Below are 26,909 nucleotides of genomic sequence, written 5' to 3'. Positions count from 1 at the left end.
ACACGCCGCAGTGGCGTAGAGGCTTACCAAACTCGGTAAGCGAACGTAGCGACCCCGAATCCACTACCAACGAGCGAACCGGTCAACGCAGAAAGTCCCACCACCCACGGCATCGTCATTGACACCCGCGCCCGCTTCGGCTACACCGCCGCCCCCGGCTCCACCGACGACGCACGCCTACGCCACCTCACCGTTGCGCTCCCGCCCACCTACGCTGCCCGCCTCTTCGAAGCCCGTGACCAGGGAGCCGCTGACCAACAGCTGAAGGACATCGCCGCCGAAGGACTCCAGGAGACCTACTTCAGGGACGGCGGCCGCCGGGCGGGCGGGCTCCTCGTGGAGGACGGGCACACCTTCCTCGGTGAGCCGAAGCACGATAATTGCCACTAAGAACTCACGCGAATTGGTGAAGCCGGGGGCGGTGAATTGGGGTCTGTATTTCGTGCCGCGGTGACGGATAGTGACAGGATGGCCGTTACGGGGTCGGTAGCAGGGCGAGAGCCTGGATCCGGGAGGTTGCGAAGTCGCTGCTGCAGACGGTGCATCCGCGGATCAGTTGGTGTGCTGCCAGGTGCCGACCGAAGAACGGGATGCCCGGGTCTGGATAGACCACTTGGAAGCGTGCCGTGCAGACGTGGCAGGCCAGGGGCTGGATCTCTGCGAGGACGACGCCTTCCAACCCCTGCAAGCCCGGTTCGGCAGATGTTTCGGCAGGCTCAGGCATCGGTCGGTTTGTAGGCCAAACTGCTGCGTAGGCGCAGTCCGGCCATCGGTGCGGGCGGAGCAGTGCTGGACGGAAGCGGTCTTCCAGGTGAGCGAGGACTGCGGCGGTGGGTTGTAGCGTCAAGGGGGCGGGGCCGTCGGCGAACACGTCGAGGATTCCCCAGGGCAGGGTGAATCGCCACCTGCGTCGTGGGGTCTCGTCATCCATGGTGGCGCCCATTCTCGCTCGTACGCCTTCCGATGTCGGCCGCGATGGCGGTCACGGGCATCGAGAAGGCCGCTCGTCCCAGCGGTGGGTTTTCCAGGAGCGGCGGATGAGGCCGCGGACGGTGATGACCGTGTCTGCGAGGTCGAAGAAGGCGTCGATGACGACGGCGCGGCGTTCGTAGCAGCGGGCGAGGCGTTGGAAACTGTTCTGCCAGGCGTGGGTGCGTTCGACGTGCCATCGCTGGCTGGCCTGGATCGGGGCCTTCTCGCCTTTGTGCGCGATCCTGCCATGCAGGCCGCGTTCGTCAAGTTCGGCACGGGTGGCGGCGGAGTCGTATCCGCGTCCAAGTGCACGGTGATCTCATCGGCAGTGGGCCAAGATCGTCCAGGAGGTCCAGGGTAGGGGCCAGCAGTGGGGAGCCGTGGCGGTTGGCTCCGGTCAGGACCCGTCCCAGCGGGATGCCGTACCCATCGGTCATGCCGGAGCGTTTCAGTCCCTGCTTGCCCCGGTCGACCGGGGAACGGCCGGCGACCTCGCCGCCGCCGGGGGCCTTGGTGATGGCGCCGTCGATCGCTGTCTGATCGAGGACGAGGCCGACAATCCGGTCGTAGGACTCCAGTGCGATCTGCTTGAATCGGCTGAACACTCCGAGCCGGATCCATTCGTCGCGACGGCTGCGGATCGTACTGGCGGAACACGTCGTGTCTGCGATCGCCTCGTAGGAGCAACCGAACCGGAGCAGTTGCAGCAGCTTGTCGAAGACGGCCCGGTCGCTGATCCGGGGACGATGGCACCCCAGGGGATGATCCGGGTGATAGACCGGCCGCTTCGGCAGCAGTGCCGCGAATTGGTTCCACAGCGGTTCGGTCAGCCATGATGGCAGCACAGGCACAGGTCTCTCCGATGGTCACAGAGCGTCGCAACTCCATGATCACCTCGACCTGTGCCTGCCCACTGCCGGGTCTACCCGACCGCGCCTATCCGCGCGCCCTCTTATTCGCGCGGGACAGTTCACCGAAGTGGTAGCCGATGGCGCGGCGGAATGCCGCGGTCCCGAACTCGGCAGCGGCCCACGAGTCGAGCACGAACCCCTTCGCCTTGATGGAGCTTCTCTGCACTTCACTCAATGAGGTGGATGACGACGAGGAGACAGAGCAGAAGCCACTCGTCTCGACGCCCGTCGAGGCAGGCTGACTCACTACTCAATGGGCCGCTGCCTGCCACGAGAGAACAGCCTGGCCTCTCTCACTGTCCGGATGCTTGCGTCGACGGCCTCGCCCTGACCGCCCAGGTATGGCTACCCAGGGAGGCAGGGCCGATGTGAGTATCCGCACGGATTCGTATCGGCGTAGGGCTGCCTACGGTGACGTCCATGACTGCACCCGAGTCCGCCCCCGCGCCCAGCCGCAGACAGCGCCGGATCATCGTCCTTTTGGTCACACCACTGGTGGTGCTGTTCGGCGGCGCCTGGTACGCGATGTACGGCTGGCCGGAGAGCTACGGCAGAGAGCCGCCGCCGGAAATGTTGCGGCGGATCGCGGCCCACAACCAGGACGCCTACCGTGTACTGGATCTCGGGCCCGTGCTGAAGCCGCGGTCCGGTCCGGAGGACCCCGCCAAACACCATTCCAGCAACTCCGCTTCGACGGGCGAGTGTTACCCCGATGGCCTGGAAGCGATGGAGGACGAGCCTCTTGACGGTGTCTACAACATCCATCACAGCTGGACCGCCGTCAGGAAAGACGGCTCCGGGGTGCGGGCCGCCTTCGGCCGCCTGGAGCACCATCTCGCGGCAAATGGCTGGGAAGTCGACTGGAGCGAATCCATCAACAAGCAGCACTTCGGTGTGATCGCCAGCAAAGACGGCTACCAGCTGTCGATCGACTGGGATGCAGACTTCAAGGAGGTCACCGGCTTTGGTCGCAGTCCCTGCGCCCGCTTCCCCGACCGATCACAGGAGCGCGCTTACCGCCCCGCCGACCACTACGAGGCCCCGGACCGGCAACTGACACCGCCTGACCTCGTGCCCAGCCGACCCTGATCGGGGGCATTGGCCGTACTGGCCCAGAAGCACGGCCAACCACTTCAGTCCCGACCGGAACGGGGGCGGGGCAACTCGAGATCAACTACACCCCGTTGTGCCAGCCTTGCGGCGTCCCTTCTCTTCCTCGGCTCCTTGCCACGTCCGGTGCTGCACGTCTGCAGTTCGGCTCTCCACTGGTCGTACAGGTCCTGGCCCAGAACGAGATCGGGGTGCCCGGGGCTGGGCTCCTCGATCTTCGCCCAGAAGTGCTTCGAGAGGTTTCGGGCAAGACCCTCGATGGTGACGTAGTCCGTTTCGGCTCGCCGCCTGGTCAAGTAGTCGATGAGCAGCTGACGGACGGCGCGGTTTCGGATCGCGTAGCGGTCCACCAGTTCTTCGATCGTGCGCTGGTCGCTGTAGACGAACGTCCGGAGAGTCGGCGGTGTCTCGGGCGGGAAGTGCCCCATGCCGTGAAGGATCTGCCAGGCTCCCAGAGCCGCGAAGCGGTTGTGATTCTTGTTCGCGCCATGGGTCACGCCGAGGCGCTTGCACTCAAGCGAGTAGTGCAGGAGGGCAGGAGGGAACAGGTCCTCAAGTGCGATGCCCTGGGTCGTCAGCGCACAGGTGAGATCGAACTTCGCCCGTGCCTTGTGGACGTGCCCCATCGTGGGGTGGCTGTCGACGGCCTCGAAGAAGCGGTCCAGGGCCAGGTCGTTCTGGATCTCTCGAAAGGGCTCGGAGTACCGAACGAACTTGTTGGCGCGAAACAGCCGCTCGCCTCCCAGCGCTCTTGCCAGGTCGCTCCGGGCAGCGTCTCCAGGTGGCTGAGCAGCCTCGTCATCCCCCGCCGTCGTTTGTCCGCGTTGGAGCGGTCCGAGTGGCCCTTCAGCGCTCCCCTGGCGATCTCCCGGATCTCTTCCAGCGTCGCGCGGGACAGGTCACCGAAGGGGGCCGGTGGGTTCTGCGGCCTCGGTGCTGGTGCGGCCTTCAGTAAGGCACCGGAAAACCGGCTTTGTGGAGTCTCCTGGCGTTCCCCCTCCAGATAGAGCGTCCGGCGGTTGCGCGTCGTGTAGGTGTCGGGGCTGTGGCGGCTAGGCACCAAACACCGCCGTGAAGTCATCAGGGTCGTAACCCGGTGCGATGCTTCGTACCGCCTTAGGGCGGTTGTAGTGCGCCGGGAGGGCGTCGAACAGATCCTCCACCCGCGCGTTCAGATAGCGGCCCGGTCACGGTCGTGGTTCATGGCTGCGAAGAACTCGTCCCACAACTCATCCGGGATCGCCCTCCGTCCGACTTTCGGGACCCGTTGGCGCAGCCGGGACCGGCGGAACGGCTGCGTGGGCTCCAGCGGACTCCGATGAGCAAGGGACCGGCGGCGGGCAAGGGACACCGGCACCGGATTGGTCGTCGGACCACGTCCGTAGTGCCGATGAAAGTCGTAGAAGCCGCTGACCACGGTCAGCGCATGGTTGATCGTGCTGGGTGCGTACCCGGCCTGGAGGTAGCGCTTGCCCGTACGCGGATTCAGCGAACCAGGGGGCGGGGAATCAGGGGTGCTACGGCGGCGCTGTGGATTGGGAGCCCTACGGAGCCATCCGACCAAAGCAGCAGCTTCGGCCTCGGATGCCTTGTCTCAAGGTTGGTCGAGGTACCACAGCAGCCTTCTCTGCACCAGTCAAGTCGTCGGCCGTCTCGGGGTCTCCGTAGTACTCGCCGAAAATCGGGCGGATACGGCTGAGTAGGCATCTGAGCTGGGAATCTGCAGGCTCGCGGGAGGTCGTTCTTGGCTACGCAGGTGTTCGCCGACGAGGAGCTGGCACGCCTGCGGGGGGTTTCCGGAGATCGTGAGCCGTCTCAGCGGCTTGGAGGACTTCACGAAAGGCTAAGGACTAGCCTTGGGCAAGCCCCGTGAGAGTGGCCATGGCGAAGTCCAGGTAAGCGGCCATACGAATCCAGGCTGATGGCCACAGGAAGTCACATGTCCACCTCTCCGGTATCGATGGCGTGGTCGATCCATCCGCAGGCCGCCCGGACCCTTGCTATCCGCTCGTGGACGTTGTCCGGGGCAGCGAGAGCGGCGAACGCTGTTTCGACGGCCTCCGGATACGCCTGGGGCTTCCCGTGGCCGGCCAGTGCCCGGTAGATGCCGGATAGGCCGGGGCCCCACCCCTCGCGACGGGTTGATCAGTCCTGCGCCACGTTCGCCGCGGTCACATTCTCGATCACGCGGCCGAGTTTGGTCTTGGCCCGGGTCAGGTCCTGGATGCGTGCGGCGATGCGGTCGCGTTCGATGATGAGCTGGTCGAGCATGGCGGGGGTCGCGACGCCGGTGCTCACGCACGGCAGGAGTTCGACGACGGTACGGCTGGAGAGGCCGGCCGCGAAGAGGTCCTGGATGAGCTGGACCCGCTCCAGGGCTTCGTCGGGATAGTCACGCTGCCCACCGGGCGTCCGCGCCGATTCCAGGAGCCGCTGTTCCTCGTAGTAGCGCAGGGCCCGCACGCTGACCCCTGACCGCCTGGCAAGCTGTCCGATGCGCATGACGCAGGTCACTCCCTTCCCGCTCGTACCTCACGTTGACGTCAGGTTTAGGCTAGCAGTACCGGCTCCAGGGGCAGCCCTGGGGGCCGATTGAACCGTTGCGGGCGCCGAGATTGATCATGACCCGGTGGCGGACCCGAGGGCGTTCACGCGGTTCACGTACGCACGGCAGTCCTCGCGTCGTGCCGGGATCGCCGAGCCCGCCCGAGGGCACACGGGTGTCGACCGTGACGGGCGGCGTGATCCCGCGTAGTGGCGCAGGCCCCCACGCTCACCCCCGCCCGCTCGGCATCCGCGCCTGCCCTCCTCCGGCCGGGCGGCAGTTGCGGCTTGCACCTCACGTCAACGTCAGGTTCTAGAGTGACGAGCGTCGGATGAACACGTCATTCCGGCCCGTCAAAGTAAGGCAGACCATTATGCGCGCAGCCCGGTTCCACGAATACGGCGGAGCGGAGAGCCTGGTGATCGAGCAGGCCCCCGACCCGCACCCCGGAGTTGGTGAGATCCGTGTCCGCGTCGCGGCGGCCAGTGTCAATCCCATCGACTGGAAGCTGCGCGCCGGCGCCCTGCAGCAGCTGATTCCCCTGGAGCTACCCGCCATTCCCGGGCGCGACGCCGCCGGGGTGGTCGACGAGATCGGTGACGGAGTGCAGGGGGTGAGCATCGGCGACCGCGTCTTCGGGCTGGGCGGTGTCACCGGCGCAACCGCGGAGTTGGTCATCCTCTCGGCTTGGGCCCACGCCCCCGACACGTGGAACGACGAGCAGGCCGCGGGCGCCGGTCTCGCGTCCGTGACCGCGATGCGCGGCCTGAACGCGCTCGGCTCCCTCGCGGGGCGTACCCTTCTCGTCGAGGGCGCCGCCGGTGGCGTGGGCAGCGCGGCGGTCGAGATCGCGGTAGCGCAAGGTGCCACTGTGATCGGGACAGCCAGTGAACGCAACCACGAGTTCCTCACCGCACTCGGCGCCGTTCCCACCACCTACGGCCCCGGCCTCGCGCAGCGTCTGTCCGCTCTCGCCCCGCGCGGAGTCGACACAGCGCTCGACACCGCGGCCTCCGGATCGCTGGACGACCTCGTCGCGATCACAGGTGACCCGACGCGCGTCGCGACGGTCGCCGACCATGCGGGCGGGCAGCGCCTGGGCACGCATGTGGTCAACGCGGAGAACGATTCCACCCTCCTGTCCGCGGCCGCGGAACTGGGCCAGCAAGGCCGCTACACACCCCGTATCGAACAGGCCTACCCCCTGGAGCGGGTCGCCGACGCCCACGCGCACGCCGAGCGCGGACGCACCCGAGGAAAGATCGTGATCTGCATCTGAACAGGCCGATCTTTATCTGAACAGGCCCACGAGGTAGGTAACTCGCAACGTGCGGGCCTGCGTGGCGAGCGTGCCCTCGATCGCTACCGGCGAGCGGGCGGTCCGGAGCGGGCCGATCTCCATGGCGCCTCGTCAAGCAGGCCGCCCCCACTCGGGCACCGCACGTGGCACATGAGCCGTCGTCCAAGGGGCACTAGCCTCATCCAGCTTCAGCAGCCCCGTGAGAGGGGTTCGAATACGGGTTCTAACCGCTCACCGCACCGCGCACCTTCCGCCAGTGGTGCGAGGAGCACCGCGCCGACTTCAACTGACACCGCACGAACGGTGAAGTGCCGTGCATGTGCACGCGCGACGACGCCCTGCTCTCACGGTTACGGGTCTGCCGCGTGGACGCCTGTGTCTACGCGGCAGACCCGTAATGGTGCTCATGATCACGCAGGAGTGATCGCGAAACTGTGAAGCCTAGAGGACATGTGACGAAGTCCGACAAAGAGATCATGGAAATCCTTGAGGCGTATGACCTGACCGGGACCGTCTGGTCAGCGGCGACCTTGGCGAGACACGACCCGAAGACGGTCAAGCGGTACGTCGAAGCCCGTGCCAGCGGGCGCAATCCCTATGAACGAGAGCCGCGGCCGAAGATGATCGACACGTTCCTGGAGAAGGTCGAGGAATGGGTTGAGCAGTCGAAGGCGACGATCCGCGCCGATGTGGTCCACGAGAAGCTAGTGCCGCAACCGGCAACGTTTGCCCTGGTGCGACGGGCGAGGGGCTTCTCGCAGTTCGGACCAGGCCATGGTTGGCGCCGCACCGGGAGCCGCCGCAGGGAGTCCGCGAACGAACGTTCTTCCCCCGGCGTGCGCATCACCGGCAGCGACGCATCGTTGATCATTCGCAATCTGATCACCGATCATGGGACCAAATTCGTGAAGATCAGCACTACTACCAAGGCCGTCCTTCTGGCCGCCTCCGCCATGGCCGTCCTCGCTCCCTCCCAGGCAGTCGCTGCCGAAGTTCCGGCGTGCACGACCGAGAACGTCGCCTACCTCGACGCGCAGGACAAGCAGGAGGACGCTGACCCCAAGATCCGCGCTGCCGAGGTGGCGCTCGACGAGGCCAAGGCCGACCGGGCCACACTCGACGAGGCACAGAAGCGGGGCGAGGCCGAGCACGGCTTCTTCCACAACATGACGCGCGGGAAGTACCCCGATGTGTTGTTGCCGGAGCTCAAGAACCTGAAGGATGCGGTAGAGCGTCACGACGCAACAGGGACTGCAGACGCGGCCGTGGCTATGGCTGACGCGCTCGATAAGGCCAGCGACACGGCCAAGGCTGACGGCGCAGCGAGTAGCGGTGTCGTGGAGCTCATGAAGGAAGGGGTCACCGACCTGCGCACCGTGGCCGAGAAGGCCCGGAAGGCGACGAAGGCTGGAGACGTCGAGGCACGCAAGGGCGACGTGGATACTGCTATCGCGGATAAGGCGGAGGCGGACAAGTCCGTGCGTCCGGCCCGTGACGCCTACCGGGACTGCCTCGCCAAGGCCAACGGCTGAGACGAGTGAACCGGACGGCCTCGCCCCTGTGCACAGGGGCGAGGCCGCTTTCTTGTCCCCTCTTCGCGATCGCCGACAGGGCGAACGCTGCCTGATGCGGCACTAGTGACGATGGGCTACCTGGGCAGCGCACGCTCGACGAGGCGGGCGGTGAACTCGGCGAAGATGGCGTGGAAGGCGGGCAAGCGCCGCACCTACCGGCCGTGGGTTCCCGAGCCGGGCCGCTGGCTGCAGTTCGACTGGGGAGAGGGCCCCCGCATCGGTGGGCGTCGGACCTGGCTGTTCTGCGCATGGCTGTCGTGGTCGCAGTTCCGGGTGGTGATCCCGGTCTGGGATTGCACGTTGGGCACACTGGTGGCCTGTCTGGACACGACCTTGCGCCGGATCGGCGGGTCACCGACTTATGCGCTGACCGACAACGCGAAGACGGTCACCGTCGAGCACATCGCCGGGATCCCAGTGCGGCATCCGCAGATGGTTGCCGCCGGCCGGCATTACGGCTGCCAAGTGGTCAGTTGCGTGCCGTACGACCCGGAATCAAAGGGCGGCGCAGAGGCAACGGTCCGTATCGCGAAGGCCGACCTGGTGCCCACGGACGCAAACCTGCTCCCCGCCTACGACTCCTTCGCCGAGCTCGCCGACGCCTGCCGCACCTGGTGTGACACGGTGAACTCCCGACGCCACCGGGCGACCGGACAGATACCCGCCGACCGCCTGGACATCGAACGCACCACGTTGCATGTCTTGCCTGTCGAGCCGCTCGCGCTCGCGCTCGGCGAGGAGCGGCTGGTCGGCTCGGACCGCACGATCAGCTTCAACTCGGTGCGCTACTCGACCCCGCCCGGCTATACCGGCACCCGCGTGTGGTGCCGGGTGGTCGGTGAGGAACTGTCCATCACCGCCCGCACCAACTCCGGGGACCTGTCGGAAATCTGGCGCCACCAGCTCTCCACCCCAGGTGTTCCGCAGATCACCGACGCGCACTACCCCGACCACCCCGACGGCCGCGCCGTCCACCAGCCCAGACTGCAACCGCGGTCGGAAGCCGAGATCGCGTTCGTCGGCATAGGCCCCGGAGCTGGCCGCTGGCTCAAGGAAGCCGGACCCGCCGGCGCCACCCGCATCCGCGCCAAGATGGCCCGCGCGGTTGAGCTGACCACCGTCCTGGGCAACGACAAAGTCGACCAGGCCCTGGGACTTGCAGCCACGGCCGGGCGCTTCGCCGACGCCGACCTGCTCTCGATCCTGGGCCACATCGCGGACAGCAAGCCCGCGGGCGAGGTCGTCCGCGCGGACGAAGTTCACTCCGTCCAGAACGGAACCATCGGCTGGCAGGCCCTGGGCCGCTGACCCGCCCCCCTGCTCGCGCAGCATCCTGACCGCAAGCCACCAAGAGATCGGCGCCTTCATGAGTTTCCCCAACTCGCCCGCCATCCCCGAAGAGCTCGACAAGCTCATGCGCCGCATGCGCCTGCCCTACATGCGCAAAGCAGCCCCTGACGTCCTGGCCACCGCCCGCGCACAACGCTGGGACCCCGCCGAGGTCCTGCGGCTGCTGATAGCCGAGGAGGTCACTGGACGCGACGCGGCCACCCGGCGTCTACGGCACTCGGCGAACTTCCCCACCGGCAAGACCCTGGGCTCCTGGCGGGCTGAGGACTCCACCATCTCCGAGCCCACCCAGAACTCCCTGGTCACCTTGGAATGGATTGGCCGTGCTGAGAACTTGGTGATCGCCGGGCCGAGCGGCAGGGAAAAGTCACTTCACCGAGGGACTCGCCCAGGCCGCGATCGAGAAAGACCTGCGGGTGTCCTGGTTCAACCTGGAGACGCTGAGCACCACTATCGGGAAGTCGAAGGTCGACGGGTCCACCGCCCTCACCGTCGCCCGGATCTGCCGGGCCGATTTGATCGTCATTGATGACATTGGCCTGCTGCCGGTCGACGGGGACGCCGCCGAAGCGTTCTACAGGATCATCGACGCCGCTTACGAACGTCGCAGCATCGCGGTGACCAGCAATATCCATCCTTCGGGCTTCGACACGATCATGCCGAAGACCCTCGCGGGCGCGAGCACCGACCGCCTCATGCACCACGCTCACCTCGTGACCACCACGGGCGACTCGCATCGCCTCGCCGAGGCCCTCGCCGGGAAGGGAGTGGTCCCCTTGAACTGACCTCCAGACGGGAACACCACTGGCCACACGCCTGGGCTTCTAATGGCCATCAGCCTGGACACCAGCGGCCACTCACCTGGGCATCTCAATGGCCGCTGACACCCCGGCCGTCACACGCAAGATGAACCTTGGTGGTCAGCCCGCCGCGGGACCGGCCGAGTGCCTGGCCAGCCGCCGTACGTGCCGGATCTTCCAGTTCGTCCCCCGCCGCCACCCCCTTTTACGGGCACCTGCTGCGTGCTGATGGGCCCGGTTGACTGTGGAGTCGACCGACACCGTCCACTCCACCGACCCGACCGAGTCGTCCCGCACCTGGACCTCCTCAAGCAAGCGGGCCCAGGTACCGTCCGCCTCCCAGCGCGCGAACCGCTCATACACCGTCTGCCACGGCCCAAAGCGGTCCGGCAGGTCACGCCACGGAGCACCCGTCCGCAACCGCCACAACACCCCGTTGATCACCTGACGGTGATCCCGCCACGGACGACCCTGCCCGTCAACACCCGGCAACAACGGCGCTATCCGCTCCCACGCCGTATCCGTCAACTCACCGCGACTCGCCACGAGATCAATGATCGGGCTGGTCACGGTCGGAATCGTACGAGGGGTCGGGCACGAACAAACTCAACCGGTATGTGGTCGCTTTCACCAGGCGCCCGCAGAGGGTGTCCACCCGAGTCGTCTCCCAGTCGACCCGCTCCGGCCCGGCACGCAGACGACGTAGGTGAGCACGCCACTCCGACTCGTCCTGGGTCTCGAAGATCACCTGCCAGTGACCCGCGCCGGGGCTGGTGCGAATTGCCGCCTGCTGCTGGCGTTTCCTCTTCCGCTGTCCTGGCACCGGCCCAGCATCGCTGGCTCGGCACCACCACAGCAAGGTCATTGATCAAGTTTCGAGGCGGCCCGATGGTGATCATTTGTCAGACAGGCTCTAGGGTGCGGGTGCCCTTGCGGGTCCCGAGACGCTCGCGGTGTTCGAGCAGCAGCTTCGCGAGGGCCTCAGCAGTGACCCGGCTGACATCGAGCACGCCGGTGTAGGTGATACTGGTCAACGCGTGAAGCCTCTCGGTACCCGGAACCTGTTCTTCGCAGACCTGTTCCTACCAGGGGCTTCTCGCGTATCTGATGCCGGGTCAAGCCCGTCTGATGTCCCTAATCAGGAAGCTCTCGGATCCGTCGGACGGGCGGCATACCCTGAGCCCCGTCCAAACTATCTGGGAGAGTCATGACAAGTAGGTTCACCGAGTTGGCCGTTGACTGCCACGATCCGGAGAGGCTCGCGGCCTTCTGGTGCGAGGTCCTGGACTTCAAGGTGATCGACCGGAGCGAGGGCAAGGTCGAGATCGGCTCCTGGGTGCCTACCGTCGAGGATGTTCGGGCCCGCCAGATGCCGCCCACCCTGCTGTTCATCCAGGTGCCCGAGGGCAAGACCGTGAAGAACCGGCTTCACCTCGACGCCAGCCCGATCGACGGCAGCACCGAGGACGAGGTGACCAGATTGCTCGGCCTCGGCGCCACCAAGACGGATGTGGGCCAGGGCTCAGACCGAAACTGGGTGGTCATGGCAGACCCCGAGGGCAACGAGTTCTGTGTCCTGCGCACCCTGGCACCGCAGAACTAGGCCGCGAGCGGGCACCCCGTCACACTCCGCAACCATCACGTTGCCGAGAAGACCTCACTGTTCTACCTGCTTATCATCGGCGTGATCGTGTTTGTCACCGACTTCCTCCTCCTCGGTCTGCGCCTGGGGCGCAGGGGCAACGGCAAGCGCCGTGTTCGGTAACCCCTACCAGGCCTCCACGAGAGCGCGATGCGGCTCACCGTGCCCGTAACGTTGGTCAGCGGCGCATCGGAGAACCTACGTACAAGAGCGGTGGACCTTGGGTACGAGTGGAAGGCAGCGCGGTGAGCAATTCGCCGACACCTGCGCTGAAGCCGGACGGTGCTGGCTGCACCCCATCGGCCAGCTCCGGAGCACCGCCTCCTGCACACCGCATGCCGCCACGACGTATGCGCGTAACCTGCCCGGCCGGCATGACATCGGCACCGCGCTGCGGCGGACACCAGCATCGGTGTGGAACGACAATGTGACGGACTGCGCCGCCGCGCTCACTTATTACGCGGTGCTCGCGCTTTTCCCAACCCTCCTGGTCACGGTCTCGCTGATCGGGATCGCCGGCGCCTCGGCCACAGAGAACCTCATCAGCAATGTGATCGCTGTTGTCCCGGCCGAGTCACGCCCGGTAATGCACAGCACGCTCAGGAGCATGGCCGACCAGCGCACAGCTGCCTGGGTTCTGGCGGTCTTCGGCACGATCGGCGCTCTGTGGTCTTCTTCCAGCTACCTGGGAGTCTTCCGCCGAGCCCTGCACGCCATGCACGGCGTCGAGGACCTCCGCCCCGCATGGAGGACAGCACCACGACTGGTGATCACCGCTCTGGTATTGCTCGCGCTCCTGGTCAGCAGCGCCCTGGTGCTCATCCTGACCGCCGAAGCGGCCCCCGCCCTCGGTCGGCTCGTGGGCATGGACCGCATGGCCGGCACCGCATGGAACGTACTGAAGTGGCCACTCCTGCTGGGCCTGGTCGCCGTCCTGGTGCTGGTGTTGTTCCGCTCGGGCCCGGCCCAGACGCGCGGCGTGCGGCAAAGACTTCTGGGAGACGCTCTGGCCATAATTCTGTGGCTCGCCGCCTCCGCCGGCTTCGCCCTCTATGCCTCGCAGGTCGGCACCTACAATCGGCTGTACGGCTCCCTCGCCGGGATCGTCGTCTTCCTGGTGTGGGTCTGGCTGTCCAACCTCGCCCTGCTCATCGGTGCCCAGTTCAACGCCGAACTAGCCAAGATCCACCGCTGATAAGAACCTGCACCTCTCTCACGCCCCAGGGAAACCCGATGGCTGGGCGGTTCGACCAAGGGGCATCAAGGGGGTCCGACTGGAGAATGCCGACAGTGTCGCTAGTGCTGTGACCGGGATGGTTCACCGGGTTCGGGCGGTCGGGGTGAGCTCCGAGTTGGGATGGTCTGGTCAGCGGTGTGGGGAGCCTGTCGTGCCCCCGGTTCTGCGACGATTGCTGAGTGAGCAAGCAAGAGTGGGACACATTGACCAAGTCTGAAGAAGCCTTCATGGTCAATTCCTATGAGATCGACATCCTGGCTGGTGTCTGGGGCGATCTCGACGAAGCCGACCAGTCCCGACCGGTCAACGAGCTGGCGGGAATCTTGCTCGCTCTCATCGATCGTGGGTGGATCGAGGTCTGCCGACTCGCGCCGTGGACCTCCCCCGCCGGGGAGAGCGGGTTCCAGCCCGGCGAGCTGGTGCCTCGTGATCAGCTTCCGGCGATTCTCGAAAACGCGGCCAACTGGGAGTATCCCGAAGACGGGAACTGGATTGGCGCTCTGACCCTGGTCGAGACCGAAGCGGGAAAGAAGATCACTCGTCTTTCTCCCGAGGAGATGGCCGAGTAGGCCGTCGTGGCGGGAAGCCTCAGGCCGCGGCCAACGGTCGGCCGCCCCAGCGGAGGCCCTTCTCGCTGCGGATGCGGGCTCGTTCGCGGCGTTGGGCGGCCAGGAGGTCGGGATGGCGGGCGTTGGCATTGCGCCAGCGCAGATGGCGGTGCAGCTCGCGGGTCTGAACGGTGTGGTTGGGGTGGTTCGAGTTGGCCAGGGTGAACTGCCGCAGCGGCCCGAAGTGCGCCTCGATCGGATTGGCCCAGGAGGCGTTCGTCGGGGTGAAGCACAGCTCGACTTTGTTCTTCCACGCCCACCGGCGGATCTTGGCGCCCTTGTGGGCGGAGAGGTTGTCCAGGATCACGTAAATCGGGGCGCCGTCGGGGCGGGCGGCGCGGATGGACCTGAGTGCGGCCAGGCTGTTGGTGGTGCCCTTGCGGCGGCGGTTGACACCCCAGAGGGTGTCGTCGCCGATGGAGTAGCAGCCGTGGAAGTAAGTCACGCCGTGGGTGCGGTGGTAGGTCGCCGGGACCCGGTCGGGCCAGCCCTGCTCGGCCCAGCAGGATCCGCCGGTCGGGCGTATGCCGAGCGGCCCGAACTCGTCGAACGCGAAAACGTGGTCAGGGAAATGGTCCATGACGTGCTCGATCCGGTCCAGCTTGGCATCGCGGTCAGGATCGGAGGACTCCTTCCAGGTCTTGGTCCGCTGGAAAGTGACACCGCGTCGGGCGAGCAGGCAGCGCAGGGCCTCGCGACCGATGCGGATCACCCGCCCGTGGACTCTGCGGAGGTATGCGGCGAGCTTACGGATCGACCAGCGGGTGAAGGGCTGGGCGAGCTTGGTCGGGCGGGTGGTTGCCGTCTGAACCACGAAGTCCTCGTCCTCAGGACCGAGTTGGCGGGCCGCAGTGGTCCTGGCACAGCGGGTACGGAACGCGCGCCGGGCGCGGGTGTGGATACCGCTTGGGTATAGCGGCAGGTGGGGTGAGTACGCGCAAGCCGAACTCGGGATCAGCAGGGCGCACGCGTACCGGCTGATCGACATCGCGGAGTCGGCCGAAGGGCTGAGCCGGGCGATCGGCGCAGCCGGTGTCCTGACCACGGTGTCACCCGCGGGTGACACCGGTGCGACCGGGTTGATCGATCTGGGACTGTCGCAGCGGGCGCTGCGCGAAGTCCACGGCCGGCTCGATGAACTGACCACCGTCGTCACCGAGCGGCTCACCACAGCAGCCGGGTCTGATGCAGGGTTGGGTGACATCTGAACTGGCTTGCCCTGTAGGGCAGGTGGGAAGGATGTCGCTGTGCCCAAGCCATATCCGGAAGAGTTCCGCGAGGATGTCGTACGGGTCGCGAGGAACCGCGGCCCGGGCGTGACGATCGAGCAGGTGACCGCCGACTTCGGAGTCCACGCGATGACGCTGTGGAAGTGGATGCGCCGGGCGGACATCGACGCCGAGGCAAAGCCCGGTACGACCAGTCAGGAGAGCACGGAACTGCGGGAAGCACGTCGGCGGATCAAGCTGCTGGAGCAGGAGAACGAGGTCCTGCGCCGGGCGGCGGCCTACCTGTCGCAGGCATATCTGCCGGGAAAAGGATCTCCCCGCTCGTGAGAGAGCTGGCCGTGGACGGGGTTCCCGTCACGGTCACGTGCCGGGTCCTCAAGCTCGCCAGACAGCCCTACTATCGCTGGCTCGACAAGCCGGTGGCCGACACCGCGGTCGAGGAGGCGTATCGCGCAAACGCCTTGTTCGACGCCCACCGCGAGGACTCGGAGTTCGGTTACCGCTTCCTGGCCGACGAAGCACGAGTCACCGGAGCCGGCATGGCGGACCGGACCGCGTGGCGGATCTGCCGGGACAACCGCTGGTGGAGTGTTTTCGGTAAGAAGCGCGGCAGGGTCAAGAAGGCAGGTCCGCCAGTGCACGACGACCTCGTCCGCCGCGACTTCACCGCAGATGGTCCGAACAGGCTGTGGCTCACCGACATCACCGAACATCCCACAGCGGAAGGGAAGCTGTATCTCTGCGCGATCAAGGACGTCTTCAGCAAGAGGATCGTGGGCTACTCGATCGACGCGCGGATGAAGTCCCGCCTGGCCGTCGCCGCCCTGGACAACGCTGTTGCCCGGCGTGACAGTGTCGCCGGGTGCGTCCTGCACAGCGATCGCGGGTCGCAGTTCCGGTCCCGGAAGTTCGTCCGCGCACTCGACCATCACCAGATCGTCGGCTCGATAGGGCGGGTCGGAGCGGCCGGCGACAACGCGGCCATGGAGTCCTTCTTCAGCCTGCTGCAGAAGAACGTCCTCGACCGCCGCACGTGGGCCACCCGCCAGGAACTGCGGATCGCCATTGTGACCTGGATCGAGAAGACCTACCACCGACGACGCAGACAAACCTCACTCGGCCGACTGACCCCCGTCGAATTCGAATCCGTCATGACCACACCGGCCCGCCAGGCCGCGTGACCGAACCTGTCACCCAACCCTGCATCAGACCCTCGTGCACGATAAGCATTCGAGCGCGCCAGCGGAGCCTGCTGTCAAGGGGCGAGGCTGTGACCAGGATGGATCCAGCCGCGGGAAGGCGTCAACGCTTATCGTGCACGGGGTCGTTAGCGTTCGATGTGGAAGCGGCTTTGGGAGATGACGGACTGGCGGAGTTTCGTGGTGAAGTCGGGACTGCGGGCGATGCGGTCAACGCCTCCGGCCTTGTTCTGCCGGAGGGCTGCTTTGAAGTTTTGGTCGAGGGCTCCAGCCATGCGTTCCATGAGGTCGTTGCTGAGGTGGGCCAGATCGATGTTGAGCAGATCCCGGGTAGTGGGCTGACGCAGCCGGGTGAGCGTGTACGCGGAGACGCATGCCAGGGGATATAACCAGTTCTCAACGGTCTTGCCGAGCAGGGGCCGGTCTTGGGAGTACTGGGACAGGAAGCGGCGGAGCCGCACGTGCACATCCAGGGAGAGACGGTAGATGTCCAGGTCGTTCCGGGGCGAGAAGATCTGGCTGTAATGCTTGTCGTCCAGTAGTAGGGCTTCTGAGTGCCTGAGCGCGGTGTGTGGTTCCCGCAGCGCGAAGGCGGTAAATTCCCTGGCCAGGCGGGCCATGCTAACGACTTGGTCGAGAGGGAATCCGAGGTTGCGGTAGTAGCTTGCCCGGCGCTCGTAGTGATAGCCACCGGAGTGGGTGAGGCTTTCCTCAATGTCCTTCTGGATGGACTCGGTGGCCCGCAGAGCGCCAGCGGGGAGCTGTGTTTGGCTGTTGGTGGCTCGGATGATCCGGTCACGAGTGGTGCCGTGTTCCGGGGCCACCACGATTTTGACCAGCAGGGATGCCGTTCCCATCGGAGCGAGCAAAGGCGTCGCCCGGACCGGTGGCCGTTACGTCGGTTCCCGCCCTGGCCTGGTCACCTGGCCAGGGCAGGAACCGGATTACGCGCCGACGCGACGCCACTGCTGGCCGGTGCCTCCGTTGGGCGTCTGCTGCTCGATCGTTGCCCCGTTCGCCGTGGAGTCCCCGGTGACGCCGAGGGCCTTGCCGCCGCGGACGCAGGTGATGGTGACGTAGCCGTCACCGGTGTCCGTGATCTTCCACTGGTGGCTGGTGGTGTGCTCGGGCGTCCACTGTGTGATCTTTGCTCCGGCGTCCGTCGTGCCACCCCACACGGACAAGGTCAGGGGTGTGCTGCTGTGGGTGGTGTAGATCTCGTACAGGCCGCCTCCGACCGGGATGAACCGGAACTGCTGATTCGCCGCGGAGCTCGGGGTGTACTGGATCAAGCCTGTGCCATTGGCCGTCGAGGCGCCGGGTACGTCAAGCGCCTTGCCCGTCTTACGGTTGACCAGCTGAAAAACGGTGTGCTGCGCAGGCGGCGCGACGGTCACGGACCCGGCGGACGGGATGGTGACCTTGCTGCTCCAGGTACCGAACACGACCGTGGTGGTCCTGCCCGCGGCTCCACGCAGCGTGGCACTCGTGACCTGGCCGGCCTTCCAGCGCATGCCGAGCGTGAAGCCGCCGCGTACGCCGATCCCGCTGACGGAGCCGGTTGCCCACGCCTTGGGCAAGGCCGGGAGGAGCTCGACCCGTCCGGGACGGGACTGCACCAGCATCTCGATCATGGCCACCGACGCGCCGTAGTTGGCGTCGATCTGGAAGACCGAGCTGCTCCCAAAGCTGTACATGTCGAACATGTTGATCGCGCTGCCGTTGCTGAAGTTCACCGACGGCCTCAGCACGTCCAGGACGAGCTGGTACGCCTTGTCCGCATGCTTCAGCTTGGCCCAGCACATGGACCGCCAGGCGCTGGCCCAGCCGAAGCTAGCCATGCCGCGCGCTTCGAGCAGCTTGGTGGCGCCCGAGATGAGGGCCGCCGGAGAGTGATCTAGGGCGATGCGGTCGCCGGGAAAGAGACCGATGAGTGGTGACAAGTGGCGGTGGGTGGTCTCGCCCAGATTGTCGTCGCTCATCCACTCCTCGAGCCAGCCGCTGGTGGCGCTGACCTCGGGCATGTACAGCCGGTTCTGAAGCCCCGCGACGGTCGAGGCATACGCGCCGTCCGTGCCGAGGGCCGAGGCTGCGGCCCGGTAGTTCTCGAACAACTGCCAGACGAGTTCCTGTGCGTAAGCGATGCCGCGGGCGTCCTGCGGGCCGTGTTCGGGTGACCAGTCGTGGTCGTCGACCAGGACCTGGCGCGTGCCTCCGGTCGCCGGGTCGGGCACGGTCATGGTGATCAGCCGTGACTCCCAGAACTCGCAGGCGCCCTTGAGCAGGGGATAGATCTTGGCGAGGTGGGCGATGTCCAGGGTGTACTCGTAGTGCTCGTACAGGGAGTTGCACATCCAGGCGTTGCCGGCCGGGTGCCACCACCAGCCGTTGCCGCCCCAGATGTTCGTGGAGATCCCCATGGTCCAGCCGGCCACCTTGCCGGAGGTGTTGCGGAACCGGTTGCGGGAGTCCTGGAAGAGGTTCTTGGTGGTTGCCTGCCAACCGGGCAGCTGAGCGACGCAGTAGTCGGTGAACGCGTCGAAGCACTCGGACAGGCCCACCCGGTCCGGCAGCCAGTAGTTCATCTGGACGTTGATGTCGCTGTGGTAGTCGGCCATCCAGGCCGGGGTGTTGCTGTCGAGCCAGAGGCCCTGCAGGTTGGTGGGGAGACTGTCGCGGGAGCCGCAGATGGTCAGATAGCGGCCGTACTGCAGGTAGGACGTCTCCAGTTCCGGGTCGGGTGCGGAACCGGTCGCCGCACGGGCGGCCAGCCGTGCGGGCGTGTCCATCGCCCGCTGTGCGGCGGACGAGGTGCCCAGCTTGACCGTCGTCCGCCGGTCGAGACGCTGGAAATCGGACGCGTGTGTGGCCAGCAGTGCCGTACCGGCGACCGCCGCCGCCTGCGACGCCTTGGTACGGGCCACGTCCAGGGGAACGAGCGAGGTGTCCTTGTACGCGATGGACGCGTCGGCTTTGTAGTTGGTGCCGCCCGAGATGATCAGCACCACCTCGGTGCAGTTGCTGAACGTCACCTTGGTGCCGGACGCCGAAACAGAGCCGCCCTTGCCGGCAGCCTTCACCAACGTCGCGTACTTCAGGGAGTTGGGCAGTGCCGTCGCGAACGACGCCTCCGCGGCGCCCGCGTTGGCCGTCACGCTCTCGCTGCGCGTTCCCGCCAGGGTCATCGACCCGGTGTACGAACCACCGCCGCTCTGCGTCAGCCGCACGACGATCACGTCGTCCGGGTGGCTGGAGAACACCTCGCGCCGGTACGTCACGCCACGGAGCTTGTAGGACGCGGTGACCAGGCCGTTGCTCATGTCCAGCGTGCGGCGGTAGCCGCTGATCGCCCCGGTCGTGTGCGCGGGGATGTCGAGGAACGCCTTGGCCAGCATCCCGAACGTACCGAAGTTCCCCGTTTCGTAAGGGAATTGCCCGTCCGACTGGAGGGCGTCGTTGGCATGCCCCGTCCAGAGTGTCGCATCCGACAGGATCATCACGTCACGGGACGGGTCGCCGGTGACGAGAGCACCCAGGCGGCCGTTCCCGATGGGCAGCCCCTCCTCGATGATCCGGTTCTCGGCGCCCGGCTTGGAATACCAGAGGGTCACGGCGTCGCTCTCCGGCACCAGCGACAGCGTGGCCGCTCGTGGCACAGCGGCAGCACTCGTGGAGAACTCCGGCAACGAGGACAGTGCGAACAGCGCACCCAGCGATGCCGCGGTGCGCAGTACACCGCGGCGAGTCATTCCGCCGGGGTCTTCGGCGGGTGGCAGGGCAGATGAATGACGGGACATGGGCGTGCGGCTCCTTGTGAGGGCAGTACTCGGGATCCGACGGCAGCAGGACGTCGCCTGGGGCAGAAGTTCAGTGGCACGGAGAAGCGCTGTCAATGACTTGCGCAGAGATTTCCTATATGATCTGGTCCAGATCTGGTGACCGTCAGCATCCCGGACGCTGCGCCCAGAGGGAGTCATCGCCGCCGCCCCCGCTTCGTAGAGTTGCGCTCCACCTGCCCCTGACCTTGCGTAAGTTCTTGGGGGAGGGGGAGTGATGCGCACCTTGAGGAAGAGTCGTCGAGCAAACTCTTGACGTGGCGGCATCGTTCGCTGAGTATCGGCTCATCAATTTCCTATTTGATTTTCAGGAGGTGGAGGAGATGGTCCTCCGAACCAGAGCTGCGCTGCCGGGGATTCTCGCCGTGGTCGTTCTCATGGCGGGCTCCGCGGCGTGCACCGTGAAGTCCTCGGACGAACCGATGGGTGACCGTACCCAGGCGTCGGGCAAGAGCGGTGCCGGCACGGCGGAGCTCGCGGACGCGTCCGGCACCAAGGTGGCACTCGTGCCCGGTGGCGCCCACCCCTACTTCCAGCCGTGGAAGACAGCCGGAGCCGCCGCCAAGAAGTCGTACGGCCTCGGGGACGTGACCTTCGACGAGACCGCCGAGTGGGACCAGCAGAAGCAGAACAACCTGCTCTTCACCCTCGGCGCGCGTGGGTACAACGCGTTCGGGGTGTTCGGGGTCTCGCCGACGGACATCAACACCACGTTCGCGGATCTCAAGTCGCAGGGTTTCGCGGTGGCTTCGCTGGCATCGTGTCCCGCCGGCGGCAGGAACGAGGCCGATTTCTGCCTGTCGACGGACGTCGAGCTCGCCGCGTACAAGGCGGCTCAGGCGGCGATCGAAGCCATGGGCGGCAAGGGCACGCTGGTCCACCTCACCGGCAACAACGTCGACGCGAACACACAGCTGCGGATGAAGGGCGTCGCCAAGGCGGTGAGCGAGTCCGGAGGCAAGGTCAAGCTGCTCCAGACCATCACCGATATCGACAAGGACCTCCAGACCGCCCAGAAGGCGGTGTCCGACCTGCTCGCGGCCAAGGGCAACCAGATCCAGGGCATCGTCGCCACCGCCTACAACCCCGCGGTCGCCGCCGCCGATGCGGTCAACAGTTCGGGATCGGCGGCGAAGGTGGTTGCCATCGACGACGATGCCAAGATCCTCGACTCGATCCGCAAGGGTTCCGTCGCGGCGACCGTTGTGCAGAACCCGGTGGGGCAGGCAGACCTCGGAGCGTGGGCGCTCGCGCTCCTGCAGACGAAGCAGTGCACCATGCGCAAGCCCGGCGTGATCGTGGACTCCGGCTCCTTCGTCGTCACCAAGGAGAACGCAACGACGTACGACGGCGACCGGAAAGCGAAGACCAAGCAGCTCAAGACGCAGTTCGCCGGCGAGCTTCTCGACTGCAACTGACACTGCTGCCCGGCACTACAGAAACCGGACCTCGCACGATGAGCATCATCACGACCGCCACGGCCCTGCTGGCCGACATCGCCGTGGAGACGGACCGCACCGACGCGGTGCAGGCCTTCGTCAAGCAGGAGACGATCCTGGTCCAGATCACCACCGCGGACGGTCTCCAGGGAACCGGCTACGCGTACACGATCGGCACCGGGGGGACCTCCGTCCTCTCTCTGCTCCAGGAGCATCTGCTGCCCCTCCTCGTGGGTGAGGACGCACGCAACGTCGAGGCCCTGTGGCAACGACTGTTCGCCACGACCCGGGCGACCACCACCGGGGCCATCACCTCCCTCGCGCTCGCCGCCGTGGACACCGCTGTCTGGGACCTGCGATGCAAGCGCGCGGGCGAACCCCTGTGGCGGCTGGCGGGCGGCCATCGCCGCGAGGTGCCGGTGTACGACACCGAGGGTGGCTGGCTCCACCTGGGCACCGACGATCTGGTCAAGTCGGCGCTTGCGGCCCAGCAGGCCGGATGGGCGGGCGTCAAGATCAAGGTGGGCAAGCCGCACGTCTTCGAAGACGCGGAGCGACTGCGCGCCGTGCGCGAGGCGGTGGGCCCGTCGTTGCACATCATGACGGACGCCAACCAGTCGCAGACCATCTCCTCGGCGCTCCAGCTGGCGGCTGCGCTGGAGCCCTACGACCCGTACTGGCTCGAGGAGCCCATGCCGGCCGACGACCTCAGTGGCCACGCCCGCCTGGCGAGGTCCACGAGGATTCCCGTGGCCGTCGGCGAGTCGATGTACTCGATCATGCAGTTCCGCAACTACCTCGAGGCGGGCGCCGCTTCCATCGTGCAGGTCGACGCGGCTCGTATCGGCGGCATCACTCCGTGGCTGAAGGTCGCGCACATGGCGGAGAGCCACAACGTCATGGTCTGTCCGCACTTCCTGATGGAACTGCACGTCAGCCTCGTCGCTGCCGTGCCCAACGGGAAGTTCGTCGAGTACATCCCGCAGTTGCGTGCGGTGACGCGGTCCGAAATGACGGTCCGCGACGGCGTGGCCCTCGCCCCCGACGAGCCGGGTATCGGCATCGACTGGGACATGGACGCCATCGACAATCGGAGGGTGTCGTGAGTACACCCGTCGCTCCCCCCGAGGACGACATAGCCACCGCAGAGCCGCCCACTTCGCCGCGCACGGCGCACAAGACTCCGTTCTGGGTGAACCAGCGGCTCGGCCTGCTCGTGCTTATCGTCGCCCTGTGCGCCCTGTTCGGTGTCCTGCGCCCCGCCTTCTTCGACGAGCGGCTCGTACTGTTCCCGCTGCTGCGCGACATCGCGACGCTCACCGTCGTGGCCCTCGCGCAGATGGTGGTCCTCTCCGTCGGACACATGAATCTGGCCGTCGGCCGGATGGCCGCCTTCGGCGCCCTCTTCGCAGGGTTCGGTTATGACCGGCTGGGCCTCCCACTTCCGCTCGGCCTGCTGCTGTGCCTGGTCGCCGGCGCCGGTATCGGAGCCGTGACCGGCTGGATCATCGCCCGCACGGGTGTGAGCGCCTTCGTGGTGACGCTTGCCATGGACTTCGCACTGCTGGGGCTGGTGTCGTTGATGTACTCGGCTCTGACCGAGAACGCCGCCTTCACGACCAGACCGGCCGGGCTCTCCGAACTGCGTTCGGCCTCGCTGGGCGACATCTGCGTCGGGCCCGTGTGCGGTTCCCCTGCGATACCGCAGATGATCCAGTTCACTGTGCTCGCGATGGCCGGCCTCGGCTTCCTGTACGGCTGCACCCGTCTTGGGCGGGAACTGCTGCTTACCGGCGCGAACCCGGCGGCGGCAGAGCTGTCCGGCATTCCCACGGGCCGCCGCGTCATCCTTGCGCACGCCCTTTCCGGACTGCTTGCCGCGCTCGCCGGCTTCATGGCCGCCGTCGGCACCGGAACGTTCCGCGCGTCCATCGGTGACGACTTCATGCTGCCTTCGTTCCTTGGCGCGGTGCTCGGCGGGACCCTGCTCACCGGCGGTGTCGTCTCGGTGATCGGCGCGCTGCTGGGAACGTCCTTGGTCGGCGTCATCCGCAAGGGCCTCGACCTGCTGGGCGTCGGCCTCGAGAGTCTGAACATCTACCTCGGCTGCGTTCTGCTGCTGGCCCTGTCGGCCGACCGCGTGCGCACCGTCGTGTCCTATCGCAAGGTGGTGCGCTCCACATGATCACGATCAACGATGGGGGAGTGACGACCGGTGCGGCTCTGCGCCGATTCTCCCGCTCGACGACGATGACCCTGCTGTGCGTCGCTGTGGCCGGCTACATCGCCCTCGGCGTGACCTCGTCGGGCTCGTTCTTCAGCGGTCCCTCCGTGCGCACCTTCCTGCAGTACCTGGCCACGCCGATCCTCATAGGCCTCGCCCAGATGGTCGCTCTGTGCGTAGGACAGCTCAACCTGGCGGTCGGCGCCCTCGGCGGCTTCAGCGCTTGCCTGATGGGCGTGCTGATGGCCGACAGCGGCGTCCCGGCCCCCGTCGCCGTGCTGGTGGGTGTGCTGACGGCGACCTTCGTCGGTCTGGTGACCGGCCTGTTCATCGTGGCGACGCAGATCAACGGGTTCATCGTCACGCTCGGCACGATGACCATTCTGCTGGGGGCGCAGTACCGGCTGTCCGGCACCCGCACGATCGACGGCTACTCCGAGACGCTCAGGGATCTCGGCCGGGTCGCCCCGCTGAACATTCCACTGGTGTTCGTGGTCGCACTCGCCTCGGCCGCCCTGCTCGCGGCGTTCATGTACCGCACCACAGCGGGCCGCCGCCTGCTTGCTGCCGGCGGCAACCCGTTGGCGGCCAGACTGTCCGGCATCTCCACCGACCGGCAGATCGTCCTCGCCCACACCGTCTCGGGCCTGTTGGTCGGCGTGGCCGCGGTGGTCGCGACGGCGTCGCTGCCGGGCGTCAACCGCAGCGTCGGCGGCGACTGGCTGCTGCCGAGTTTCGCAGCGCCGATCATTGGCGGTGTCGCTCTCACCGGCGGTTCCGTCGCGGTGTTCGGCACCGTGCTGGCGGCCTTCGTAATGCGGCTGATCGACTCGGCCCGGGCTCAGTACTCACTCGACCCGAGCTGGGTCAACTTCCTCATCGGCCTGGTCGTGCTGGGCACCGTGCTCGGTGGGCGCGTACATCAGTCACATCTTGAGAAGAAGGGCAAGGCTCAAGGACGTACTCCGCCGGCGCCAGTGGGTACCGGCGGCAAGGCGGACACAGCCCTGCCGAGCGCGGGAGGTGCGCGATGAGCAACGTTCTCCTGGAATGCCAGGACATCGTCAAGATCTTCCCCGGAGTACGGGCCCTGGACGGCGTCGGGCTTCGCCTGACGGCAGGCTCGGTGCACGCCCTGCTCGGTGAGAACGGCGCGGGGAAGTCCACCCTGATCAAGGTCCTGACCGGCGTGCACGCGCCCGAGGGCGGGCGTCTGACCTGGCTTGGCGATGATGTGCACCTGCGCTCCCCCCTGGAGGCCACCCGCACCGGTATCGGCGTCGTCCACCAGGAACGAAACCTCATCCCCGGCTTCTCGGTCGCGGAGAACATCACGCTTCAGGACCCGCCGTCGCGCCGCGGGTTCGTGGACCGGGACGCGATGACGGCTCCCGCACTCAACTGCCTGGGAGAACTGGGCCTGGACATCGATCCGCACATGCCGGTTCGTGAACTGTCCGTGGCACAGCAGCAGCTCGTGGAGATCGCGAAGGCCCTGTACACCGAAAGCAAGGTGCTGCTCCTCGACGAGCCGACCGCCTCCCTCTCCCCGCAGGAGGCGGAGCGTCTGTTCGAGGTCGTCCGGCGGCTGACCGCCAGGGGAACCTGCGTAGTCTTCGTGAGCCACAAGCTCGAGGAGGTCTTCGCCCTCTGTGACACCGTCACCGTGCTCCGCGACGGCAAGTCCGTGCTCGAATCCTCGTCCCTGGCCGACCACACCCACGATGACGTGGTCAGCATGATGGTGGGCCGCGCGCACGCCGCGACCGCGATGGAACCCCGCACGGTCGACGCCACCGCCGCCCCGGTGCTCTCGCTCGACCGGCTCTCCACTGCCGACGGGCACGAGGGCATCTCCCTCGACGTACGGCCCGGTGAGATCGTCGGCCTGTACGGTCTGGTCGGCGCCGGGCGCAGCGAACTCGTCAAGGCGGTGCTCGGTCTCGACCGGGTGACCGGCGGTGAGATCCGGGTGCACGGCAACCCGGCCCGGATCAGCTCCCCACGTCAGGCGCTCCACGAGTACGGCATCGGCTATCTGACCGAGAACCGTAAGGAAGAAGGCGTCTTCCTCGAGCAGCCCGTCCACCGGAACATCACCGTGACGGTGTGGCGGAAGTTGGCCAAGGCACTCGGTTACGTCTCCGCCCGACAGGAGCGGGACGTGGCGCAGGATCTCGTCGACCGCCTGGGCATCCGCGTCTCGGGGCTCGGGCAGAACGCCGGCGAGCTGTCCGGAGGCAACCAGCAGAAGGTGAGCCTGGCGAAGTGGCTCGCGGCCGACACCCGTCTGCTCATCGTCGACGAGCCCACCGTGGGCGTCGACGTCCGTACCAAGCACGCGTTCCACGAGCTCCTGTGGGGGCTGGCCGGCGAGGGCCTGCCCATCGTGCTGATCAGCAGTGACCTCACCGAGATGATCACACTGGCCGACCGTGTCGTGGTGATGGCCGACCACCGCATCCGCGGCGAGGTCGCGAACGACCGCGACTACGAGAGGATGAGCGGCGACATCATCCGCATCATCCACGACCGGGCGATCTCGGCCGTGACCGCGAAGACGGACGCCGGATGAAGCGCGTGGCACAAGTGATCCAGGTCCGTCCGGAGAAGATCGACGAGTACCGCGATCTGCACCGCGACGTTCCGCAGCCGGTGCTGGACCGGCTCCAGGCCTGCCACATCGCCAACTACTCCATCCACCTTCTCGGCGACCGGTTGTTCGGCTACTTCGAGTACCACGGCGAGGATCTGGCGGCGGACTCGGCCCGCATGGCCGCCGACGAGGCGACGCAAGCCTGGTGGCGGCTCACCGATCCGTGCCAGGAGCCCGTCGAGGAGGCGGTGCCAGGACAGCGCTGGGCATCGATGGAGCAAGTGTTCCTCATGGAGTGACCGTCCGGAGTCCGTCCCTCGCCTCCCCCCGTACTCCC

20 protein-coding genes and 5 pseudogenes are annotated in these 26,909 nt (G+C 66.7%); 17 read left to right on the top strand and 8 right to left on the bottom strand.

Annotated features, from left to right (window positions below; genetic code table 11):
* Positions 1-99: 99 nt before the first annotated feature.
* Positions 100-390 (top strand): annotated as a pseudogene (gene tpg, locus ACFT7S_RS34410) (telomere-protecting terminal protein Tpg); the annotation flags it as partial.
* A gap of 592 nt (positions 391-982) precedes the next feature.
* Here tpg and ACFT7S_RS34405 read toward each other — a convergent pair.
* Positions 983-1,823, bottom strand: a pseudogene (locus tag ACFT7S_RS34405) (IS5 family transposase).
* Between the two features lie 480 nt (positions 1,824-2,303).
* On the opposite strand from ACFT7S_RS34405, the gene ACFT7S_RS34400 reads away from it, so the two are divergent.
* Positions 2,304-2,972 (top strand): hypothetical protein, encoded by a 669-nt coding sequence (locus ACFT7S_RS34400; protein WP_382739001.1) that lies wholly within the window; start codon positions 2,304-2,306, stop codon positions 2,970-2,972.
* Between the two features lie 44 nt (positions 2,973-3,016).
* Here ACFT7S_RS34400 and ACFT7S_RS34395 read toward each other — a convergent pair whose 3' ends face one another.
* Together ACFT7S_RS34395 and ACFT7S_RS34390 are read right to left on the bottom strand one after the other, a co-directional pair.
* Positions 3,017-3,619: a hypothetical protein gene (locus ACFT7S_RS34395; protein WP_382738998.1), complete on the bottom strand. Its 603-nt coding sequence runs from the start codon at positions 3,617-3,619 to the stop codon at positions 3,017-3,019.
* A 1,519-nt stretch (positions 3,620-5,138) separates the two neighbouring features.
* Positions 5,139-5,495 (bottom strand): MerR family transcriptional regulator, encoded by a 357-nt coding sequence (locus ACFT7S_RS34390; RefSeq protein ID WP_097289521.1) that lies wholly within the window; start codon positions 5,493-5,495, stop codon positions 5,139-5,141.
* Between the two features lie 416 nt (positions 5,496-5,911).
* On the opposite strand from ACFT7S_RS34390, the gene ACFT7S_RS34385 reads away from it, so the two are divergent.
* The 4 genes and pseudogenes from ACFT7S_RS34385 to ACFT7S_RS34370 all read left to right on the top strand — a co-directional run bounded on the left by ACFT7S_RS34385 (position 5,912) and on the right by ACFT7S_RS34370 (position 10,547).
* Positions 5,912-6,817: an NADP-dependent oxidoreductase gene (locus ACFT7S_RS34385; protein WP_382738995.1), complete on the top strand. Its 906-nt coding sequence runs from the start codon at positions 5,912-5,914 to the stop codon at positions 6,815-6,817.
* 473 nt (positions 6,818-7,290) lie between these two features.
* The gene (locus tag ACFT7S_RS34380; protein ID WP_382738992.1) at positions 7,291-8,370 is read left to right on the top strand and encodes a hypothetical protein; all 1,080 of its coding nucleotides are present in this window, start codon (positions 7,291-7,293) and stop codon (positions 8,368-8,370) included.
* Positions 8,371-8,520: 150 nt separating this feature from the next.
* Positions 8,521-9,720, top strand: a complete 1,200-nt coding sequence (locus tag ACFT7S_RS34375) for an IS21 family transposase (protein WP_382738990.1) — start codon at positions 8,521-8,523, stop codon at positions 9,718-9,720.
* A 58-nt stretch (positions 9,721-9,778) separates the two neighbouring features.
* A pseudogene (locus tag ACFT7S_RS34370) lies at positions 9,779-10,547 on the top strand (ATP-binding protein).
* Positions 10,548-10,644: 97 nt separating this feature from the next.
* Here ACFT7S_RS34370 and ACFT7S_RS34365 read toward each other — a convergent pair.
* A pseudogene (locus ACFT7S_RS34365) lies at positions 10,645-11,108 on the bottom strand (IS5 family transposase); the annotation flags it as partial.
* 356 nt (positions 11,109-11,464) lie between these two features.
* Complete coding sequence (locus ACFT7S_RS34360) at positions 11,465-11,596, bottom strand: hypothetical protein (RefSeq protein ID WP_382738987.1); 132 nt, start codon at positions 11,594-11,596, stop codon at positions 11,465-11,467.
* A 173-nt stretch (positions 11,597-11,769) separates the two neighbouring features.
* Here ACFT7S_RS34360 and ACFT7S_RS34355 point away from each other — a divergent pair, with 173 nt between their 5' ends.
* From ACFT7S_RS34355 to ACFT7S_RS34345, 3 genes are all read left to right on the top strand, one after another.
* Complete coding sequence (locus ACFT7S_RS34355) at positions 11,770-12,165, top strand: VOC family protein (protein WP_382738984.1); 396 nt, start codon at positions 11,770-11,772, stop codon at positions 12,163-12,165.
* Between the two features lie 451 nt (positions 12,166-12,616).
* Complete coding sequence (locus ACFT7S_RS34350; RefSeq protein WP_382738981.1) at positions 12,617-13,399, top strand: YihY/virulence factor BrkB family protein; 783 nt, start codon at positions 12,617-12,619, stop codon at positions 13,397-13,399.
* Between the two features lie 221 nt (positions 13,400-13,620).
* The gene (locus tag ACFT7S_RS34345) at positions 13,621-14,010 is read left to right on the top strand and encodes a hypothetical protein (RefSeq protein ID WP_382738978.1); all 390 of its coding nucleotides are present in this window, start codon (positions 13,621-13,623) and stop codon (positions 14,008-14,010) included.
* A gap of 19 nt (positions 14,011-14,029) precedes the next feature.
* Here ACFT7S_RS34345 and ACFT7S_RS34340 read toward each other — a convergent pair.
* Positions 14,030-14,893 (bottom strand): annotated as a pseudogene (locus ACFT7S_RS34340) (IS630 family transposase); the annotation flags it as partial.
* 7 nt (positions 14,894-14,900) lie between these two features.
* Between ACFT7S_RS34340 and ACFT7S_RS34335 the strand changes: the two are divergent.
* On the top strand, positions 14,901-15,257 hold the full coding sequence (locus ACFT7S_RS34335) for a hypothetical protein (protein ID WP_382739034.1): 357 nt from the start codon (positions 14,901-14,903) through the stop codon (positions 15,255-15,257).
* Between the two features lie 39 nt (positions 15,258-15,296).
* A protein-coding gene (locus ACFT7S_RS34330) for an IS3 family transposase (RefSeq protein WP_382738975.1) occupies positions 15,297-16,459 on the top strand; the annotation gives its coding sequence in 2 pieces (ribosomal slippage) (positions 15,297-15,581 and positions 15,584-16,459; 1,161 coding nt in all).
* Positions 16,460-16,605: 146 nt separating this feature from the next.
* Here ACFT7S_RS34330 and ACFT7S_RS34325 read toward each other — a convergent pair.
* Complete coding sequence (locus tag ACFT7S_RS34325; protein ID WP_382738972.1) at positions 16,606-17,334, bottom strand: AIPR family protein; 729 nt, start codon at positions 17,332-17,334, stop codon at positions 16,606-16,608.
* An 87-nt stretch (positions 17,335-17,421) separates the two neighbouring features.
* Positions 17,422-20,274, bottom strand: a complete 2,853-nt coding sequence (locus tag ACFT7S_RS34320) for a glycoside hydrolase N-terminal domain-containing protein (protein ID WP_382738969.1) — start codon at positions 20,272-20,274, stop codon at positions 17,422-17,424.
* A gap of 362 nt (positions 20,275-20,636) precedes the next feature.
* Here ACFT7S_RS34320 and ACFT7S_RS34315 point away from each other — a divergent pair, with 362 nt between their 5' ends.
* The 6 genes from ACFT7S_RS34315 to ACFT7S_RS34290 are packed head-to-tail and all read left to right on the top strand — an operon-like array spanning position 20,637 to position 26,871.
* A complete protein-coding gene (locus ACFT7S_RS34315; protein WP_382738966.1) occupies positions 20,637-21,731 on the top strand; it encodes a sugar ABC transporter substrate-binding protein in 1,095 nt (364 codons plus the stop codon).
* Positions 21,732-21,769: 38 nt separating this feature from the next.
* Complete coding sequence (locus ACFT7S_RS34310; protein WP_382738963.1) at positions 21,770-22,858, top strand: mandelate racemase/muconate lactonizing enzyme family protein; 1,089 nt, start codon at positions 21,770-21,772, stop codon at positions 22,856-22,858.
* Entirely contained in the window at positions 22,855-23,937 is a 1,083-nt protein-coding gene (locus tag ACFT7S_RS34305) for an ABC transporter permease (RefSeq protein ID WP_382738960.1), read from the top strand. The genes ACFT7S_RS34310 and ACFT7S_RS34305 overlap by 4 nt, the downstream gene beginning before the upstream one ends.
* Positions 23,934-25,010 carry an ABC transporter permease gene (locus tag ACFT7S_RS34300; RefSeq protein WP_382738957.1) on the top strand — a complete coding sequence of 359 codons (1,077 nt, stop codon included), beginning with the start codon at positions 23,934-23,936 and terminating at the stop codon, positions 25,008-25,010. The genes ACFT7S_RS34305 and ACFT7S_RS34300 overlap by 4 nt, the downstream gene beginning before the upstream one ends.
* Positions 25,007-26,551 carry a sugar ABC transporter ATP-binding protein gene (locus tag ACFT7S_RS34295; protein ID WP_382738955.1) on the top strand — a complete coding sequence of 515 codons (1,545 nt, stop codon included), beginning with the start codon at positions 25,007-25,009 and terminating at the stop codon, positions 26,549-26,551. Before ACFT7S_RS34300 ends, ACFT7S_RS34295 begins: the two co-directional genes overlap by 4 nt.
* The gene (locus ACFT7S_RS34290) at positions 26,548-26,871 is read left to right on the top strand and encodes an L-rhamnose mutarotase (RefSeq protein ID WP_382738952.1); all 324 of its coding nucleotides are present in this window, start codon (positions 26,548-26,550) and stop codon (positions 26,869-26,871) included. The genes ACFT7S_RS34295 and ACFT7S_RS34290 overlap by 4 nt, the downstream gene beginning before the upstream one ends.
* Positions 26,872-26,909 lie beyond the last annotated feature (38 nt).

Origin of the sequence: Streptomyces sp. NPDC057136 (genome assembly GCF_042670885.1) — a bacterium.
Lineage (GTDB): Bacteria > Actinomycetota > Actinomycetes > Streptomycetales > Streptomycetaceae > Streptomyces.
The sequence above is the reverse complement of the archived record's forward strand: the minus strand, read 5'-3'. Positions and strand labels throughout refer to the sequence as shown.